The organism is Serratia sp. CY82433, from assembly GCF_052166535.1.
Classification (GTDB): Bacteria; Pseudomonadota; Gammaproteobacteria; order Enterobacterales; family Enterobacteriaceae; genus Serratia; species Serratia sarumanii.
Genome location: NZ_JBJNOR010000007.1, coordinates 1 through 16812 on the forward strand (window position 1 = coordinate 1; position 16812 = coordinate 16812).

Annotated in this window: 13 protein-coding genes; 7 read left to right on the forward strand and 6 right to left on the reverse strand. The window is 62.2% G+C overall.

Annotation, left to right across the window (positions count from 1 at the left end; all coding sequences use genetic code 11):
• Positions 1–363, forward strand: a 363-nt coding sequence (locus ACJ8PI_RS22155) for a transketolase-like TK C-terminal-containing protein (RefSeq protein ID WP_414104262.1), incomplete at its 5' end; no start/stop codon positions are given.
• A gap of 69 nt (positions 364–432) precedes the next feature.
• Here ACJ8PI_RS22155 and brnQ read toward each other — a convergent pair.
• The gene (brnQ, locus tag ACJ8PI_RS22160; protein WP_049194828.1) at positions 433–1755 is read right to left on the reverse strand and encodes a branched-chain amino acid transport system II carrier protein; all 1323 of its coding nucleotides are present in this window, start codon (positions 1753–1755) and stop codon (positions 433–435) included.
• A gap of 594 nt (positions 1756–2349) precedes the next feature.
• Here brnQ and ACJ8PI_RS22165 point away from each other — a divergent pair.
• From ACJ8PI_RS22165 to ACJ8PI_RS22175, 3 genes are all read left to right on the forward strand, one after another.
• Positions 2350–3438 (forward strand): ABC transporter substrate-binding protein, encoded by a 1089-nt coding sequence (locus ACJ8PI_RS22165; RefSeq protein WP_039567916.1) that lies wholly within the window; start codon positions 2350–2352, stop codon positions 3436–3438.
• 78 nt (positions 3439–3516) lie between these two features.
• A complete protein-coding gene (locus ACJ8PI_RS22170; RefSeq protein ID WP_033635883.1) occupies positions 3517–5286 on the forward strand; it encodes an ABC transporter permease in 1770 nt (589 codons plus the stop codon).
• Positions 5279–6349: an ABC transporter ATP-binding protein gene (locus ACJ8PI_RS22175; protein WP_164097731.1), complete on the forward strand. Its 1071-nt coding sequence runs from the start codon at positions 5279–5281 to the stop codon at positions 6347–6349. Before ACJ8PI_RS22170 ends, ACJ8PI_RS22175 begins: the two co-directional genes overlap by 8 nt.
• 30 nt (positions 6350–6379) lie before the next feature.
• Here the strand turns inward: ACJ8PI_RS22175 and ACJ8PI_RS22180 are convergent, their stop codons facing one another.
• From ACJ8PI_RS22180 to ACJ8PI_RS22200, 5 genes are all read right to left on the reverse strand, one after another.
• Complete coding sequence (locus ACJ8PI_RS22180; protein WP_038871117.1) at positions 6380–7345, reverse strand: PDR/VanB family oxidoreductase; 966 nt, start codon at positions 7343–7345, stop codon at positions 6380–6382.
• 41 nt (positions 7346–7386) lie between these two features.
• Positions 7387–8835: an NAD-dependent succinate-semialdehyde dehydrogenase gene (locus ACJ8PI_RS22185; protein WP_164134693.1), complete on the reverse strand. Its 1449-nt coding sequence runs from the start codon at positions 8833–8835 to the stop codon at positions 7387–7389.
• Positions 8836–8882: 47 nt separating this feature from the next.
• Complete coding sequence (locus ACJ8PI_RS22190; protein WP_033635879.1) at positions 8883–10007, reverse strand: aromatic ring-hydroxylating oxygenase subunit alpha; 1125 nt, start codon at positions 10005–10007, stop codon at positions 8883–8885.
• Between the two features lie 26 nt (positions 10008–10033).
• Entirely contained in the window at positions 10034–11644 is a 1611-nt protein-coding gene (locus ACJ8PI_RS22195; protein WP_033654034.1) for a BCCT family transporter, read from the reverse strand.
• Between the two features lie 364 nt (positions 11645–12008).
• On the reverse strand, positions 12009–13094 hold the full coding sequence (locus ACJ8PI_RS22200; RefSeq protein WP_164134694.1) for a tartrate dehydrogenase: 1086 nt from the start codon (positions 13092–13094) through the stop codon (positions 12009–12011).
• A gap of 82 nt (positions 13095–13176) precedes the next feature.
• Between ACJ8PI_RS22200 and ACJ8PI_RS22205 the strand changes: the two genes are divergently transcribed.
• From ACJ8PI_RS22205 to pgk, 3 genes are all read left to right on the forward strand, one after another.
• Positions 13177–14136, forward strand: coding sequence for a LysR family transcriptional regulator (locus ACJ8PI_RS22205; RefSeq protein WP_275428462.1), 960 nt, complete (start codon positions 13177–13179; stop codon positions 14134–14136).
• 312 nt (positions 14137–14448) lie between these two features.
• On the forward strand, positions 14449–15465 hold the full coding sequence (epd, locus tag ACJ8PI_RS22210; protein WP_004931582.1) for an erythrose-4-phosphate dehydrogenase: 1017 nt from the start codon (positions 14449–14451) through the stop codon (positions 15463–15465).
• A 70-nt stretch (positions 15466–15535) separates the two neighbouring features.
• Complete coding sequence (gene pgk / locus ACJ8PI_RS22215) at positions 15536–16699, forward strand: phosphoglycerate kinase (RefSeq protein WP_025160206.1); 1164 nt, start codon at positions 15536–15538, stop codon at positions 16697–16699.
• Positions 16700–16812 lie beyond the last annotated feature (113 nt).

Here is a 16812-nt window from a genome sequence, read left to right on the forward strand (position 1 = left end):
GACTGCGCGGGCACGCCGGACGTCATCCTGATTGCCACCGGCTCCGAAGTGGGCATCACGGTGGAAGCGGCGGACAAGCTGACCGCGGCGGGCCGCAAGGTGCGCGTGGTGTCGATGCCGTCGACGGACGCGTTCGACAAGCAGGATGCGGCGTACCGCGAATCGGTGCTGCCGGCGGCGGTAACGGCGCGCGTGGCGGTGGAAGCGGGTATCGCGGACTACTGGTACAAGTACGTGGGGCTGAACGGCGCCATCGTGGGCATGACCACCTTCGGTGAGTCGGCGCCGGCGGAGCAACTGTTCGCCGAGTTCGGCTTCACCGTGGACAACGTGGTGGCCAAGGCGCAGGCGCTGCTGAAGTAAGCGGCCTGGCACCAGCCAATAAGAAAGCCGGTCATCGTGACCGGCTTTTTTTATGGGCGGAACCCGCGGTTACGACGCGGCGTTGGCGCTTTCGACGCTGCGCAGCCGATCGTAAGCCGCCGCCAGCAACAGCACCAGCAGCGTAGGCTGCAGCCAGACTAGACCCTGTTCGGCCAGCGGCAGCTTATCGAACCAGGCGGGCAGCAGGCCGCTGAAGCTGGAGGCCTTCAGGCCGTCGGCGAGGCCAAACACCAGGCTGGTGGCGATCACCGGCGCGAAGACGCGCTTGGCGCTGCGCCAGCGGTTCTGGCTGAAGCTGAGTAACACCAGTGCGATGCAGGGCGGATAGATCGCCGTCAGCACCGGCAGCGAGACGCGGATCAGATTGGCCAGCCCCATGTTGGAGACCAGCATGGCGAAGAGGGCGAGGATGACCACCAGCGCGCGGTAAGAGAGCGGCAGGTAGCGGGAGAAGAAGTCCGCGCAGGCGCAGGTCATGCCGACCGCCGTCACCAGGCAGGCGATGAACATCAGCACCGCCATAAAGATGCTGCCCAGATCGCCGAAGGTGTGCTGCACATAGGCGTGCAGGATCGCCGCGCCATCCTGAGCGCCACTCTCGACCAGGCCGCCGCTGCCGGCGCCGAGCTTGAACATGCAGATATAGACCAGCGTCAGGCCGACGCCGGCGATCAGGCTGGCCCACAGGGTGTAGCGCAGCAGCAGGCCGCTGTCGCTGACGCCGCGCGAGCGGGCGGCGGTGACGATAATCGAGCCGAACATCAGCGCCGACAGCGTGTCCATGGTTTGATACCCCTGCACGAAGCCGGTGGAAAACGCCGCTGCCTGATAGCTGCCGACGGCGGAGACCGGTTCACCGGCGGGCCAAACCAGGGCGGCGATGCCGAGCGCGGCCAGCGCCAGAATTTTTAGCGGCGCCAGAATATGGCCGACGTTATCGAGCAAGCGGCCGGGATACAGCGAGACGATCATCGCCAGGGTAAAGAACAGCAGGCTGTAGATGAACTGCGGCAGGGCGCCGTCGCCGGTGAAGGGCGCGATGCCGAGGGCGAAAGAGACATTGGCGGTTCGCGGCGTGGCGAACAGCGGGCCGAGCGCCAGATAGCAGACGGTCGCCAACAGCAGGCCGGCGGTGCGGCCGATGGGGCCGGTCAGCAGGCTGATGCTGCCGCCGACGCGCGCCAGCGCGATCACGGCGATCACCGGCAGGGCGACGGCGGTCACCATAAACCCGAGGGCGGCCGGCCACAGATGTTCACCGGACTGCAGTCCCACCAGCGGCGGGAAAATGATGTTGCCGGCGCCGACAAACAGGGCGAAGGTCATAAAGCCCAGGGCGATAATGTCTTTCGGGGATAAATTCTTGGTCATAACGGTATGGCACTGCCTGTATTCATGAAATAAACGGCCTGGCTGCGGATGGAGAACCGCAGAAGGGCAGGCGCAGGGGGCCGCGAGCGCCCGCAAAATTTTCGTCCGGCAGGATATAATAATTCGGCGACAAAAACCTGATTAATCCAGCGCTGTTTATCCTGGCGTGAACCGGCCGCACAGAGGGATCATGGCGGCCGGCCCGGCAGGGCTTTAGCTCGCGCGCGCCACCATGTCTATCGACAGCGGGATTTCGATATGCGGTTTGAAAGAGTCATAGGCGAAAGAGACATGGCCGTCTTCGACCGGTTTGCGGGTGAAAAAGATCGGCATATCGCGGGTTGAATGCCGGCGTTTGTCCTGAAGTTTCCAAGATCGCCATCGTACAGCGAATTCGCCTGCTGCGGCGCTCTCGCCTGGCCGAATAGTCTGCAACAGAAAGTGCCGTAAAGCCCGCGCTGCCGGGCTTTTTTGTTGGCTAAAAAATGTCCAACCTCACAAAACCGAAAGATAACAAAGCAACGCCGTTGCCTCGTTGCAGTTATTAACTATATGTTAATTTTTGGTTTATTAAATGTGATCAGGGGATGGATGATGATGAAAAAAATCAGCGCGACCGTAGCTGCAATCACCTTACTGGGCTCCGTTTCCGCCTATGCGGCCTTCCCGGCGGGCTACCCCGCCGACTATCAGAAATGGGTCGACGGCGCGAAGAAAGAAGGCAAGGTGGTGATTTACTCGACCACCGACACCAAGGCGGCGGCACCGCTGATCCAGGGGTTCGAGGCGTTGTATCCGGGCATCAAGGTGGAATACAACGACATGAACAGCACCGAACTCTATAACCGCTTCATCAGCGAGCAGGCGGCCGGCGGCACCAGCGGCGACGTGGTGTGGAGCTCGTCGATGGACACCATTTTGAAACTGGCGGGCGATTACGCGCAGGAGTATGCCTCCCCTGAGCAGGCCCAGCTGCCGAAATGGGCGGTATGGCAAGATAAAGTGTATGGCACCACCTATGAGCCGGTGGTGTTTATCTATAACAAACGCCTGATCCCGCAAGGCGATGTGCCGGATTCGCACGCGGCGCTGGCCAAGCTGATCGCCGGCCAGACGGACAAATTCAAGAAGAAAGTCACCACGTACGACATCGAAAAATCCGGCGTCGGCTTCATGCTGTCGGTGCAGGACTTCAAGGCCGATCCTAACTACTTCAAAACGCTGGCCGACGTGGCCAAGGGCGGGTTGGCGGTGCAATCCTCCACCGGCACCATGATGGAGCGCGTCTCCTCCGGTGAAAACCTGATCGGCTTCAATATCCTCGGTTCGTACGCCGAGGCCCGCGCCAAGAGCGACCCGTCGCTCGGCATCGTCTATCCGAAAGACTATACCCTGGTGCTGTCGCGCGTGAGCTTCATCAGCAAAGAGGCCGGCAACCCTAACGCCGCCAAGCTGTGGTTCGACTACGTGCTGTCGGAGAAAGGGCAAAGTATTCTCGCCAATCAGGCGGATATCCCCTCGATCCGCAACGACATCGAAGGCAAGAACGACATCGACGGCATGACCAAGCTGTTGGGTAACGCGCTCAAGCCGATCCCGGTTGACGACAGCCTGCTGGAATATCTGCAGCCGGCCAAACGCCTCGACTACATCAAACAGTGGCGCGCCGCCGCGGCGAAATAACAGGGACTGCATTCGGACGCGCGCCTGCCTTATAGGCGCGCGCCCTTTGGTCGTCGTTTACAACCATAGGGAGCATTTATGCAAGCATGGCGCAGAAAGTGGCAGAGCCTGCCGCGCGGCCTGGTGGTGTTGATAACCGCGCTGGTTATCTATGTCCCCCTGTCGTTTATCATCATTCAAAGCTTCCTCTCGGCACCGTTTTTCTCTCCCTCCAAGGTCTTCAGCCTGGAGGCCTTCGAGTTCATCTTTACCGATCCGGATTTCTACAAAGCGCTGAAGAGTGGCTTTATTTTGGCATTCGGCCTGGTGATCATCGCCATCCCCCTCGGTGGCATTTTGGCCTTCCTGATGGTGCGCACCGATCTGCCGGGGCGGCGGATCATCGAGCCGCTGATTCTGGTGCCGATCTTCGTGTCGCCGATGGTGCTGGGCTTCGGCTACGTGGTGGCGGCGGGGCCGGTGGGCTTCTTCTCGCTGTGGGCGCAGGCGCTGCTGGGCTTCGTGCCGTGGAACATCTATTCGATGGCCAGCATCGTGGTGATAGCCGGATTGACGCACGTGCCCCACGCGTATCTGTACATCTCCTCGGCGCTGCGCAGCGTGGGCTCCGACGTTGAAGAGGCGGCGCGCACCGCCGGCGCCACGCCGCTGCAGGTGATGACCGCCGTCAGCCTGCCGATGGTGCGGCCGTCTATCCTGTACGCCGGGGTGCTGCTGTTCTTCCTCGGGCTGGAAGTGTTCGGCCTGATGCTGGTGCTGGGGGATCCGGAGGGCAATCTGGTGCTGGCGACCTACCTGTACCAGTTGACCAACAAGCTGGGCACGCCGTCTTACCACCTGATGGCGGCGGTGGCGGTGGTGCTGATCTGCATCACCATTCCGCTGGTGATGCTGCAGCGCCGGCTGATGCGCACCGCCAACCGCTTCGTTACCGTCAAGGGCAAAGCCTCGCAGGCCCGCGCGCTGCCGCTGGGCAAATGGCGCTGGGTGGCCGGCGCGGTGGTGGTGTTCTGGCTGACCGTGACCATCGGCGTGCCGCTGATCGGCGTGGTGCTGCGCGCCTTTATCTCCAACTGGGGCGTGGGCGTGTCAGTCTGGGACGAGCTGTCGATCAACACCTTCCGCACCATCTGGGCGCAGCCCAACCTGCTGCGCGCCATCGTCAACTCAATGGCGATTGGGGTGATTGGCGGGGCGCTGGCGGTGGCGTGCTACCTGTTCATCGGCATCGCCATGCACCGCAAGCCGGATGGCGCCACGCGCTTCCTCGATTACAGCGTGCTGGTGCCGCGCGCTGTGCCGGGGCTGCTGGCCGGTCTGGCATTCCTGTGGGTGTTTCTGTTCCTGCCGATGTGGCTGGACAAATCGCTCAAGGAGGGCTGGCTGTCGGCGCTGCCGATGGCCGAGTGGCTGCGTGCTAACTGGATTGTCTGGCTGCGTTCGCTGCGCAGCACCATCTTCAGCGTCTGGCTGGCGTACACCGTGGTGTGGATGGCTTACGGCCTGCGGCTGATCTCTTCCACGCTGCTGCAGGTGGGGCCGGAACTGGAGGAGGCGGCGCGCAGCGCCGGCGCCAGCCGTGGCCAGATCACCCGCCACGTCACCATTCCGCTGTCGCGCTACGGCCTGATTGGCTCCTGGCTGCTGATGTTCCTGATTTTTGAACGCGAATATTCTACCGGGGTGTATCTGCTGTCTCCGGGCACGGAAACCATCGGCTCGATGCTGGTTTCCCTGTGGGCCGCGGGCGCTATCGATATCGTCGCCGCGCTGTCGTTCATCAATATCCTGCTGGTGGTGCTGGGGCTGGGGATTGCCTTGCGCTTTGGAGTGAAATTACATGATTGAACTTTCGGTAGAGAATCTGCATTTGACCTATGGCGACAACCCGGTGTTGAAAGGGGTGTCGATGGATCTGAAACGGGGCGAAGTGGTCTCGCTGCTGGGCCCGTCGGGCAGCGGCAAAACCACGCTGCTGCGGGCGGTGGCCGGGCTGGAGAAACCGAGCCAGGGGCGGATCGTCATCGGCAACAGCGCGGTGTACAACGGCAGCGCGCGCAGCGAAATTCCCGCCGAAGAGCGCAACCTGGGGCTGGTGTTTCAGTCCTACGCGCTGTGGCCGCATAAAACGGTGTTTGAGAACGTCGCTTACCCGCTGAAGCTGCGTAAGATCGCCTCGGCGGAAATCACCCAGCGGGTGCAGGCGGTGCTGGATCAGCTCGGGTTGGGGCATCTGGCCAAGCGCCATCCGCACCAGCTATCCGGCGGCCAGCAGCAGCGCGTGGCGATTGGGCGTGCGCTGGTCTACAACCCGCCGGTGATCCTGCTGGACGAGCCGCTGTCCAACCTTGACGCCAAGCTGCGCGAAGAGGCGCGGGTATTCCTGCGCGAATTGATCATCAAGCTTGGCCTGTCGGCGCTAATGGTGACTCACGATCAGAACGAGGCGATGGCCATTTCCGATCGCATCCTGCTGCTCAATAACGGCAAAATCGAGCAGCAGGGCACGCCACAGGAGATGTACGGTTCGCCCACCACGCTGTTCACCGCCGAGTTCATGGGCAGCAATAACCGCTTGCCGGGCAAGATCGTCGCGCTGGAAGGCGACCGGGCGCGCATCGAAGGCAAGGATTGGGCGCTGTGGGGCAAAGCGGGCGCAGGCGTGCAGGTCGGCCAGGAGGGCTCGGCGGTGATCCGCGTGGAGCGCGTGCGGTTGGGCGAAGATCCGCAGGGCAACCAGCTTGAGCTGCCGCTGCTGACCAGCATGTATCTCGGCGATCGCTGGGAATACCTGTTCCGCACCGTGGCCGAGGATTTCGTGGTGCGCGCCTATGGCCACGAAGCGCGCGATCGGGCGCTGTGCCGGCTCTCCCTGCCGGCCGAACATCTGTGGATATTCCCGAAAGCCTAGTCAGGACGCCCGCAGGCGCGGGCGCTCCGTTTACAGATCCAGCACCAGCCGGTTGCCCTTGGCGCGCGAGCAGCAGATCAACAGGGTTTGCTGCGCCGCGCGCTCTTCGTCACTGAGATACTGATCGCGGTGATCGGCTTCCCCTTCGACGATGCGGGTTTCGCAGGTGCCGCAAATGCCTTCGCGGCACAGGCACTCGACTTTAGCCGCCTTGCTGTTTTCCAGCGCCTGCAGGATGGTCATGTCTTCCGCCACTTCAAGCTCAATACCCGAGCGGGCCAGCACCAGCGTAAAGGCACCGCCCGCCGTGTCTTCGGCGGCGAAGGCTTCGCTGTGCAAGCGACCGGGGGCGATGCCCAGTTCGGCGGCGGTCCGGTAAACCGCTTCGTTCAGCGCCGCCGGGCCGCAGACATAGATATGGGCACCGGGCTCCACGTCGGCCAGCGTGCGCGCTAGATCCAACCGGCCGTTAAGACTGGAGACATGGCAACTGACGTTGTCGGTGAACGGCGCTTGCGTCAGCTGCTGCTGGAAGGCGTTGTGTTCCTCGCTGTGGAAGCAGTAGTGCAGATGATAGCGTTGCCCGCTGCGCTGCAGCTCGTGCAGATGGGCCATAAACGGCGTGATGCCGATGCCGCCGGCGATCAGCACGTGATGCTGCGCCTCCGGCGCCAGCGCGAACAGGTTATTGGGGGTGCTGATGGTCAGCGTATCGCCGATCGCCAGCCGGTCGTGCATGAAGTCGGAACCGCCTTTGGAAGGGGACTCGCGGCGCACGGCGATCTGGTAACGGTCGAGCTCGAACGGTGAGCTCAGCAGCGAATAGGCATTGCTGTAACGCTGCTCGCCGTCCTGCATTTGCACGATGATGTGGCTGCCGCCGCTGAAGGCGGGCAGCGGCCGGCCCTGCGGATCCGCCAGGGTAAAGCGCTTGACCTGCGCGGTGACGGGTTCGATGTCGACGACGCGAACATCAAGCATCTGATAGCTGGTCATTTATTGGCTCCAAAGCGCGGGCGTCCCCGCGCATGAAAAAGTTATACCGCCTGGCACAGGTATTTGAGCTCCAGATAGTCTTCGATGCCGTATTCGGAGCCTTCACGCCCCAGGCCCGACTGCTTCACCCCGCCGAACGGCGCCACCTCGTTGGAGATAAGGCCGGTATTGATGCCGACCATGCCGTACTCCAGCCGCTCCGAAACGCGCCAGATGCGCGCCGCATCGCGGGTGTAGAAGTAGGCGGCCAAGCCGTAGATGGTGTCGTTGGCCTGGTGGATCGCCTCGGCTTCGTCATCGAACACCACCAGCGGCGCGACCGGGCCGAAGATCTCTTCTTCCAGCAGCAGCGAGCCGGGCTGCACGTCGCCCAGCACCGTCGGCGTGAAGAAATTGCCGCCCAGCGCGTGCGGCGTGGCGCCGGTCAGCACCCGAGCGCCTTTGCTCAGCGCATCATCGAGCAGCTCCAGCACCTTGTCGCGCGCCTTGCAGTTGATCAGCGGGCCGATCTGTACGCCGGGTTCGAAGCCGTTGCCGACCTGCAGCGCCGCCACCCGGGCGACAAACTTCTCGGCGAACTGCGGGTAAACGCCGCGCTGCACGTAGAACCGGTTGACGCAGACGCAGGTCTGCCCGGCGTTGCGGTATTTGGCGATCAGCGCGCCTTCCACCGCGGCATCGATGTCCGCGTCGTCAAACACGATGAACGGCGCGTTGCCGCCCAGCTCCAGCGACACTTTCTTGATGGTGTCCGAGCTCTGGCGCATCAGCAGCCTGCCCACCGGCGTGGAGCCGGTAAAGCTCAGTTTGCGCACCTGCGGGTGGCGGGTCAGCTCGGCGCCGATCGCCTGCGAGTTGCCGGTCACCACGTTGAACACCCCGGCGGGAATGCCGGCGCGTTCGGCCAGCTCGGCCATCGCCAGCGCCGAGTAAGGGGTTTCGTTAGCGGGTTTGACCACCAGCGTGCAGCCGGCCGCCAGCGCCGGCGCAGCCTTGCGGGTGATCATCGCCGCCGGGAAGTTCCAGGGGGTGATCGCCGCGCACACGCCAATGCCCTGCTTCAGCACCATCAGGCGTTTATCGCCGCTCGGCGAGGGAATGATGTCGCCATTGGTGCGCTTGGCCTGTTCGGCGAACCATTCGATAAAGGAGGCGGCGTAGCGGATCTCGCCCAGCGATTCCGCCAGCGGCTTGCCTTGCTCCAGCGTCATCAGGCTGGCCAGATCCTGCTGGTGTTCCAGCATCAGTTCGAACCAGCGGCGCAGCAGCTGCGCGCGCTGTTGTGCCGGCAGCGCGCGCCAGCCTTCCAGCGCCTGTTGGGCGGCGTCGATCGCCCGTTGGGTTTCGGCTGTCGCCATGTTGGGCACGCTGCCGATGAGTTGGCCGGTGGCGGGATCGCTCACCGGCAGGGTTTCCTGGTTGTCGGCATCGCGCCATTGCCCGTTGATGTAGGCCTGTTGGCGGAATAGCGCCCGATCGGAAATATTCACAAAGAACCTCACAAGTCAGGGGGAGGGGGCCCGTGGGCCCCGTCGCATCAGGGTTGATAAACCTGCGCCAGCAGGTTGTGGAAGTGGGCGATGCCGTGCTCGCTGACGCCGCTGCCGGCGCCGTCGGCCATGATGCGCCCCTGGCCGCGATAGCCGCGCGATTTGAGGCCTTTTTGCACGCTCTCCACCAGCCGCAGATCTTCCGGGCGGAACACGTCGCGGTACCAGTCGATCAGTTTGAGCTGTTCGTCGCTCAAATCGGCGTTGGTGAAGTAAATGTCGTAGTGCTGCAGGGTGGTTTCCGCATCGACCGGGAACTCATAGATCACCGTCATCATGCCTTCCAGCGGCGGCATGTTGAACATGGTGCACGGCCACAGCCAGATGCCGTGGAAGCTGGCTTCTTTACCCTCTTCAAACTTGAACGACTGCTCGGAAGGGCGGGCGTAGCCGAACTGCAGCGTCCAGTTGCCGTGCAGGGTGTGCCAGTAGCGGTCGACTTGCACCGAGTCGGCGAAGCCGGGGTGCGCCGGGCCGCAGTGGTAGCACTCGAGGTAGTTGTCGACGATGTTCTTCCAGTTGGCCGGAGTGCGGGTGACGAAACGCGCCGCCAGCTTGAGATCGTCGACCTGCGGGCAGGCTTCGCGCACTTTGGCGCCGAGGCCCGGCAGCTGGTCTTCAACCGTGCCGGCCTGCGAGTCCAGATTGACGTAAATAAACCCGGCGTACTCTTCGACCCGCACCGGCATCAGGTGCGAGTTTTCCTTATCGAAGTTCTGCACGTTTTCGCAGTTGCGCGCGTGCGCCAGTTCGCCGTCCAGCTTGAACGCCCAGGCGTGATAAGGGCAGGTGATGACGTTTTTCGCCCGGCCGTCGCCCGCCAGCAGCTGGTGGCCGCGGTGCGGGCAGACGTTGTAAAAGGCGCGCAGCACGTTGTCGCGGCCGCGCACCACCAGAATGTTTTCACCGATGATCTCGCGGGTGATGTAGTCGTTCGGTTCGGCGAGCTCGCTGCGGTGCGCCACGCAGATCCAGCTGGTGGCGAACACCTGCTCTTTTTCGTGCTCGAACGCCGCCTGGTGGGTATAGAACCGGGCCGGAATGGTGTAAGCCTCGCGGGCGTCGGCGCAGAAATCTTTCGGTAAGGTAAATTCAGGGATCAGAGTGCTCATAAGTTAACCTTCCTCTTTTCTTATTGTCATTTCGCCATAGGGCGCGGTTGATACGACGATGGAGCGGAGAGTTCGGCGGCCGGCGGCGCTTCGGGCAGCGCCGGCGCGCTGCTTTCGATCAGGTGCGCCGGGATGGCCGCGTAGTCCTGCTTCAGCCAGCGGGTGAAGCCGTAGGTTTTCACCAGCAGCACCAGCAGGAACGGCAGCGCGGTCAGGATCACCGTGGTTTTCATGGTGTCCAGCGAGGCGCCGGTGAACAGGATAGACAGCGGGATCAGGGTGATCACCACGCACCAGAACAGGCGCAGCATCGGGCTGGGATCTTGCCCCTCCTGCAGGTTGCGGGTGCTGGTGGCGGCCATGGTGTAGGCCACCGCGTCCATGTGCGAGGCCAGGAAAATGATCATGATGAACAGATAGGCGGCCAGGAACAGCTTGCCGAGCGGCAGCGCCGTCAGCAGCATTTGCACGGCGGTTTCGCCGCCCTGGGTGCTGAGGATCTCCGGCACGTTGAGCTGCCCGCTGATGAACTGGTGCATGGCGTAGCTTTCCAGCGAACCGAAGAAGAACCAGCAACCGAGGGTGCTGCCGAGCAGCAGCGCCCAGATCACCTCTTTAATCTTGCGGCCGCGCGAGACGCGGGTGACGAACATCGCCACGCCCGGGGTGTAAGAGATCCACCACAGCCAGTAGAACACCGTCCAGCTGCGGCTGAAGCTGCCGTCGCCCATCGGATCGGTGAACAGGCTCATCTGCAGGAAGTTTTGCGCCGTCAGGCCGATAGCGTTGATGGTGTTGTTGATGGTGAACTCGGTGGGGCCGACCAGCAGCACCAGCCCGGCGAAGGCGAATGCGCCCCAGCCGACCATTTTGCTCAGGCGCTGCATGCCGCCGTCGATGCCGATGTAGGAGCTGAGGCAGAAGATCACCGCCGCCAGCAGGATCACCGTCGCCTGCACCGCGAAATTGTCGGGGATGCCGGTCAGCGCCGTCAGCCCGCGGGTAAAGGTGGAGGCGGTCAGCACCAGCGAAATGGTGAGGGCGCCGACGGTGGCGACCAGGAAAATCAGATCCACCATCCGCCCGATCGGGCCGTTGGCGCGCACGCCGGTGATGGCGGAAATGATTCCCGACAGGCTGAGCCCTTTGTTCTTACGCACGTGGAAGTGGTAGGCCATGATCAGCGAGGCGAGGGCGTAGGTCGCCCAGGCGCTCAGGCCCCAGTGGAAGAAGGAGTAGCTGATGCTGTATTCCAGCGCCTTCGGGGTGCGCGGCGCGATGTTCAGCCCCGGCGTCTGGTAGTAATACGCCCATTCCATCACCCCCCAATACAGGGTGGACGAGCCCAGGCCGGCGCAGATGAACATGAACAGCCAGGCCAGCGTGGAGTATTGCGGTTTGCCTTCGCCGAGGCGGATGTTGCCGTATTTGCTCAACGCCAGATACAGCACCACCAGCAGGGCGATCAGCACCAGGATTTGAATGGTTGAACCGAACAGCCGGGTGACGCCGTTGAAAATGGTGTTGGCGATAAGCGCGGATTGAGCCGGAAAGAGCATCAGGCAAATGGCGATCAGCGCAATGCTGCACAGGCTGATGGCGATGAGCGTGACATCCTTTTTAGGGTTGCTCTGCATGGGAGTGAACTCCTGTTATCGGTGGTGGGCCGGTGCGCGGAGCGTAGGGTGCGCCCGGGCCTTATTGGTTTGAACCCTTTGTTTTGTTACACCGCGAGGAGTAAACGCCCCGGCAGAACGCCGCCGAGAATATTTACTCTTCATTAACATTTTCGAGTGTGCACAAATTACAGGAGGGCCACAATTGGGGCATCTGTAAAAGGATAAAACACAGTATGTAAACAATTTGTTGTGATCTTGGCCGGGGTATTGGCGTGCTTTCTGCGGTGGTTTTCAGCGGATTTGCGGCGGCGATCGAAGCGGAAAAACGGACGTGGCAAAGCAGGGCGCGAAAGGGCGCCCTGCGCAGGAAAACCGGCGATGCTTAGCGTTGCAGCAGGGAGGCGATCGCCTGGCCAACTTGCTGGGTGGAGGCATCGCCGCGCATGTCAGGCGTGCGCGGCCCGTCGGCGATGATGTGCTCGATCGCCTGCAGGATGCCGTCGTGCGCCTGGCGGTAACGGGCATCGCCGTCGCCGAGGAAGTCCAGCATCATCGCACCGCTCCAGATCATGGCGATCGGGTTGGCGATGTTCTTGCCGAAAATATCCGGCGCCGAGCCGTGCACCGGTTCGAACAGCGACGGGAAGTTGCGCTCTGGATTCAGGTTGGCCGACGGCGCAATGCCGATGGTGCCGGTGCAGGCCGGGCCGAGATCCGACAGAATATCGCCGAACAGGTTGGAGGCCACCACCACGTCGAAGCGTTCGGGGTTCAGCACGAAGCGCGCGCACAGAATATCGATGTGCTGTTTGTCCCAGGCGATATTGGGGTACTGGCGCGCCATTTCCGCCACGCGCTCGTCCCAGTACGGCATGCTGATGGCCATGCCGTTGGACTTGGTGGCGGCGGTCAGGCGTTTGCGCGGGCGCTGCTGCGCCAGCTCAAAGGCGTACTTCAGGATGCGGTCCACGCCCTGGCGGGTGAAGACTGATTCCTGGATCACCATTTCGCGCTCGGTGCCTTCGAACATCCGCCCGCCGAGCGAGGAGTATTCCCCTTCGGTATTTTCGCGCACCACGTAGAAATCGATGTCGCCCGGCTGCTTGTTCGCCAGCGGGCAGGGCACGCCGGGAAACAGCCGCACCGGGCGCAGGTTGACGTACTGCTCGAAGTCGCGGCGGAATTTCAGCAGCGAACCCCACAGCGAAATGTGATCGGGCACCGTATCCGGCCAGCCGACGGCGCCGAAATAGATGGCGTCGAAGCCCTTGAGCTGCTCAAACCAATCGTCCGGCATCATCTGGCCGTGGTGCTGGTAGTAGTCGCAGCTGGCCCACTCGAAGGTGGCGAACTCCAGCGACAGATCCCAGCGCGCCGCCGCCGCCTGCAATACCCGTATGCCTTCCGGCAACACTTCCCGCCCGATACCGTCCCCGGGGATAGCGGCAATCTTGTAAGTTTTGCTCATACAGAGGTCTCATTTGTAGGTAGGGGAGATTGACAACACTCTTATCCTATAATTGACTAACTGTTAATCAATCTCGAAAACGGTGAAACATAAAACACGAATCATGAACAATATGCCGATCCTGAGTGACCTGCGGGTGTTCGTGCTGGTGGCACGCCGCGCCGGGTTTGCCGCCGCCGCCGAAGAGCTGGGCGTGTCGCCGGCCTTTATCAGCAAACGCATCGCGTTGCTGGAGAAGGCGCTGGACGTGTCGCTGCTGCACCGCACCACGCGGCGGGTGGCGATCACCGAGGACGGCGAGCGCATCTACGAATGGGCGCAGCGCATTCTCAACGATGTCGATCAGATGATGGACGAGCTGTCCGAGGTACGTCAGGCGCCGCAGGGCATGCTGCGCGTGGTCAGCAGCTTCGGCTTCGGCCGACGCTTCGTGGCCCCGGCGCTGTCGGCGCTGGCGCGGGAGTATCCGCAGCTGGAGCTGCGGCTCGACGTGTCCGATCGGTTGGTGGATCTGGTCAGCGAAGGGTTCGATCTGGATATCCGCATCGGCGACGATATCGCCCCCAATTTGATCGCGCGCAAGCTGGCGGACAACCAGCGCATCCTGTGCGCTTCGCCGGCGTATCTGCAGCGCCACGGCGTGCCGAAAAGCGTGGCGGAGCTGGCGGGCCGCACCTGCCTGGTGATCAAGGAGCGCGATCACCCGTTCGGGCTATGGCGGCTGCAGGGGCCGGGCGGCGAAGAGACGGTGAAGGTGACGGGGGCGCTGGCGTCGAACCACGGCGAGATCGTGCACCAGTGGTGCCTGGACGGGCAGGGCGTTGCGCTGCGTTCCGCCTGGGACGTGAAAGAGAACATCGACAGCGGCCGGTTGGTGCACATTCTGCCGGAGTATTTTCAGCCGGCCAACATCTGGGCGGTGTACGTTTCCCGGCTGGCAACGTCGGCGAAAGTGCGGGTGACGGTCGAATTTTTGCGCGACTATTTCCGCGAGCACTACGGCGAAACGGGGCCGGCGAGTGAAAATCCGCCGCGGCCTTGAGGCCAAAAATGTGCGCCAGATCATCTTATGCTCGTAAAACTCCTCTCCGTTACTTGTGGAACTGTTGCACCTGTTCCTTTTGCCAAAACTTTGGTTTATGCTCAGCTGAAGCGTTTCAGTTGAAGCGCTCTTCGACAGAAATGCCGATGTGACGGCGGCGAAAAGCTGCTGAAGCGCAGGAATAATGCAAACGCGGCGATTCACAGCGGGCGGTGCGATCCACTACTCTATGCGGGTTAGTGAGACAACCAGTCAGCGCCGGCCCGGCGCCGGTGAGTCAGCCCGGCGGGACGGCCCTTTTTCAGGAGCAGCATGACCATCCGCATAGCGATAAACGGCTTTGGCCGCATCGGCCGCAGCGTATTGCGCGCACTGTACGAATCGGGACGACGGGCGGAAATCTCCGTGGTGGCGATCAACGAGCTGGCGAACGCCGAGGGCATGGCTCATCTGCTGAAGTACGATTCCAGCCACGGCCGCTTCGCCTGGGATGTGCGGCAAGAGTGCGACACGCTGAGCGTCGGGGACGACGCGATTCGCCTGTTGCATCAGCCGGCGGTGGAGCAGTTGCCCTGGGGCGAGCTGGGCGTCGACGTGGTGCTGGACTGCAGCGGCGTGTACGGCAGCCGGGCGGATGGCGAAGCCCATCTGGCGGCGGGGGCGAAGAAAGTGCTGTTCGCCCATCCGGGCGGCAACGATCTGGACGCCACCATCGTGTTCGGCGTCAACCATCAGACGCTGCTGGCGGAACATCGCATCGTGTCCAACGCCTCGTGCACCACCAACTGCATTATTCCGGTGATCAAGCTGCTGGACGACGCCTACAGCATCGAATCCGGCACCGTGACCACCATTCACTCGGCGATGAACGATCAGCCGGTGATCGACGCGTATCACGCGGATTTGCGGCGCACCCGCGCGGCGAGCCAGTCGATCATTCCGGTCGACACCAAGCTGGCCGCGGGCATCACCCGTATCTTCCCGCAGTTTTGCGATCGCTTCGAGGCGATCTCGGTGCGCGTGCCGACCATCAACGTGACGGCTATCGATCTCAGCGTCAGCGTGAGCGCCGCGGTGAAGGTGGCGGAGGTCAACCAGCTGTTGCAAAAGGCCGCACGGGAATCATTTCGTGGTATAGTTGACTACACGGAATTACCATTGGTCTCGATCGATTTTAACCATGACCCGCACAGCGCTATCGTCGACGGTACGCAGACCCGGGTCAGCGGGCAGCACCTGATAAAGACCTTGGTCTGGTGCGACAATGAATGGGGCTTTGCCAATCGGATGTTGGATACAACACGGGCAATGGCCGCCAGCGGTTTCTAGTACGGCGGCGCCGGCGTGATTGGCGCGCTGCTCAGGCAATTTTATAGAGATTCAATAAAGAGGGTTCACCATGTCTGTAATTAAGATGACCGATCTGGATCTGGCGGGTAAACGCGTACTGATCCGCTCCGATCTGAACGTGCCGGTAAAAGACGGTAAAGTGACTTCCGACGCGCGTATCCGCGCTTCCCTGCCGACTATCGAAGCTGCGCTGAAGCAAGGCGCCCGCGTGATGGTAACCTCCCACCTGGGTCGTCCTACCGAAGGCGAGTACAACGAAGAATTCTCCCTGCTGCCTGTTGTTAACTACCTGAAAGATCACCTGAAATCCCCAGTGCGTCTGGCGAAGGATTATCTGGATGGCGTCGACGTCGCCGAAGGCGAACTGGTGGTGCTGGAAAACGTCCGTTTCAACAAGGGCGAGAAGAAAGACGACGAAACCCTGTCCAAGAAATACGCGGCGCTGTGCGACGTGTACGTAATGGACGCGTTCGGCACCGCGCACCGCGCGCAGGCTTCCACCCACGGCGTGGGCAAGTTCGCGCCTGTCGCCTGTGCCGGCCCGCTGCTGTCCGCCGAGCTGGAAGCGCTGGGCAAGGCCCTGGGCAACCCGGCCCGTCCGATGGTTGCCATCGTGGGCGGTTCTAAAGTCTCCACCAAACTGACCGTGCTGGATTCCCTGTCCAAAATCGCCGATCAGCTGATCGTCGGCGGCGGCATCGCCAACACCTTCGTGGCGGCGCAGGGCAACAACGTGGGCCAGTCCCTGTACGAACCTGACCTGATCCCGAACGCGCAGAAACTGCTGGAAACCTGCGACATCCCGGTTCCGACCGACGTGCGCGTAGCGACCGAGTTCTCCGAAACCGCGACCGCGACCGTGAAGCAGGCCAACGAGATCCAGGACAACGAGCAAATTCTGGATATGGGCGACGTCTCTGCCGAGCGTCTGGCCGTTATCCTGAAGAACGCCAAGACCATTCTGTGGAATGGCCCGGTTGGCGTATTCGAGTTCCCTAACTTCCGTAAGGGCACCGAAATTGTCGCCCGCGCGATCGCCGATAGCGACGCTTTCTCTATCGCTGGCGGCGGCGACACTCTGGCAGCCATCGATCTGTTCGGTATCGCTGACAAAATTTCCTACATCTCCACCGGCGGTGGCGCATTCCTGGAATTCGTTGAAGGGAAACCGCTGCCTGCAGTCGTGATGCTGGAAGAGCGCGCTAAGCAGTAATTCAGACAACGGGAGGCGAAAGCCGCCCGTTTGTTTTATACCGCGCGGCTCACGCTGCGCGGCGTGAAAACATCGATTTACATCCATCTACGGCCGACGAAACAGGACAAAGT

Excerpts from the sequence above, each read along its gene's own strand:
- brnQ (WP_049194828.1), bottom strand. The coding sequence starts at position 1,755 with ATGACCAAGAATTTATCCCCGAAAGACATTATCGCCCTGGGCTTTATG.
- ACJ8PI_RS22165 (WP_039567916.1), top strand. The coding sequence starts at position 2,350 with ATGATGAAAAAAATCAGCGCGACCGTAGCTGCAATCACCTTACTGGGC.
- ACJ8PI_RS22170 (WP_033635883.1), top strand. The coding sequence starts at position 3,517 with ATGCAAGCATGGCGCAGAAAGTGGCAGAGCCTGCCGCGCGGCCTGGTG.
- ACJ8PI_RS22175 (WP_164097731.1), top strand. The coding sequence starts at position 5,279 with ATGATTGAACTTTCGGTAGAGAATCTGCATTTGACCTATGGCGACAAC.
- ACJ8PI_RS22180 (WP_038871117.1), bottom strand. The coding sequence starts at position 7,345 with ATGACCAGCTATCAGATGCTTGATGTTCGCGTCGTCGACATCGAACCC.
- ACJ8PI_RS22190 (WP_033635879.1), bottom strand. The coding sequence starts at position 10,007 with ATGAGCACTCTGATCCCTGAATTTACCTTACCGAAAGATTTCTGCGCC.
- ACJ8PI_RS22195 (WP_033654034.1), bottom strand. The coding sequence starts at position 11,644 with ATGCAGAGCAACCCTAAAAAGGATGTCACGCTCATCGCCATCAGCCTG.
- ACJ8PI_RS22200 (WP_164134694.1), bottom strand. The coding sequence starts at position 13,094 with ATGAGCAAAACTTACAAGATTGCCGCTATCCCCGGGGACGGTATCGGG.
- epd (WP_004931582.1), top strand. The coding sequence starts at position 14,449 with ATGACCATCCGCATAGCGATAAACGGCTTTGGCCGCATCGGCCGCAGC.
- pgk (WP_025160206.1), top strand. The coding sequence starts at position 15,536 with ATGTCTGTAATTAAGATGACCGATCTGGATCTGGCGGGTAAACGCGTA.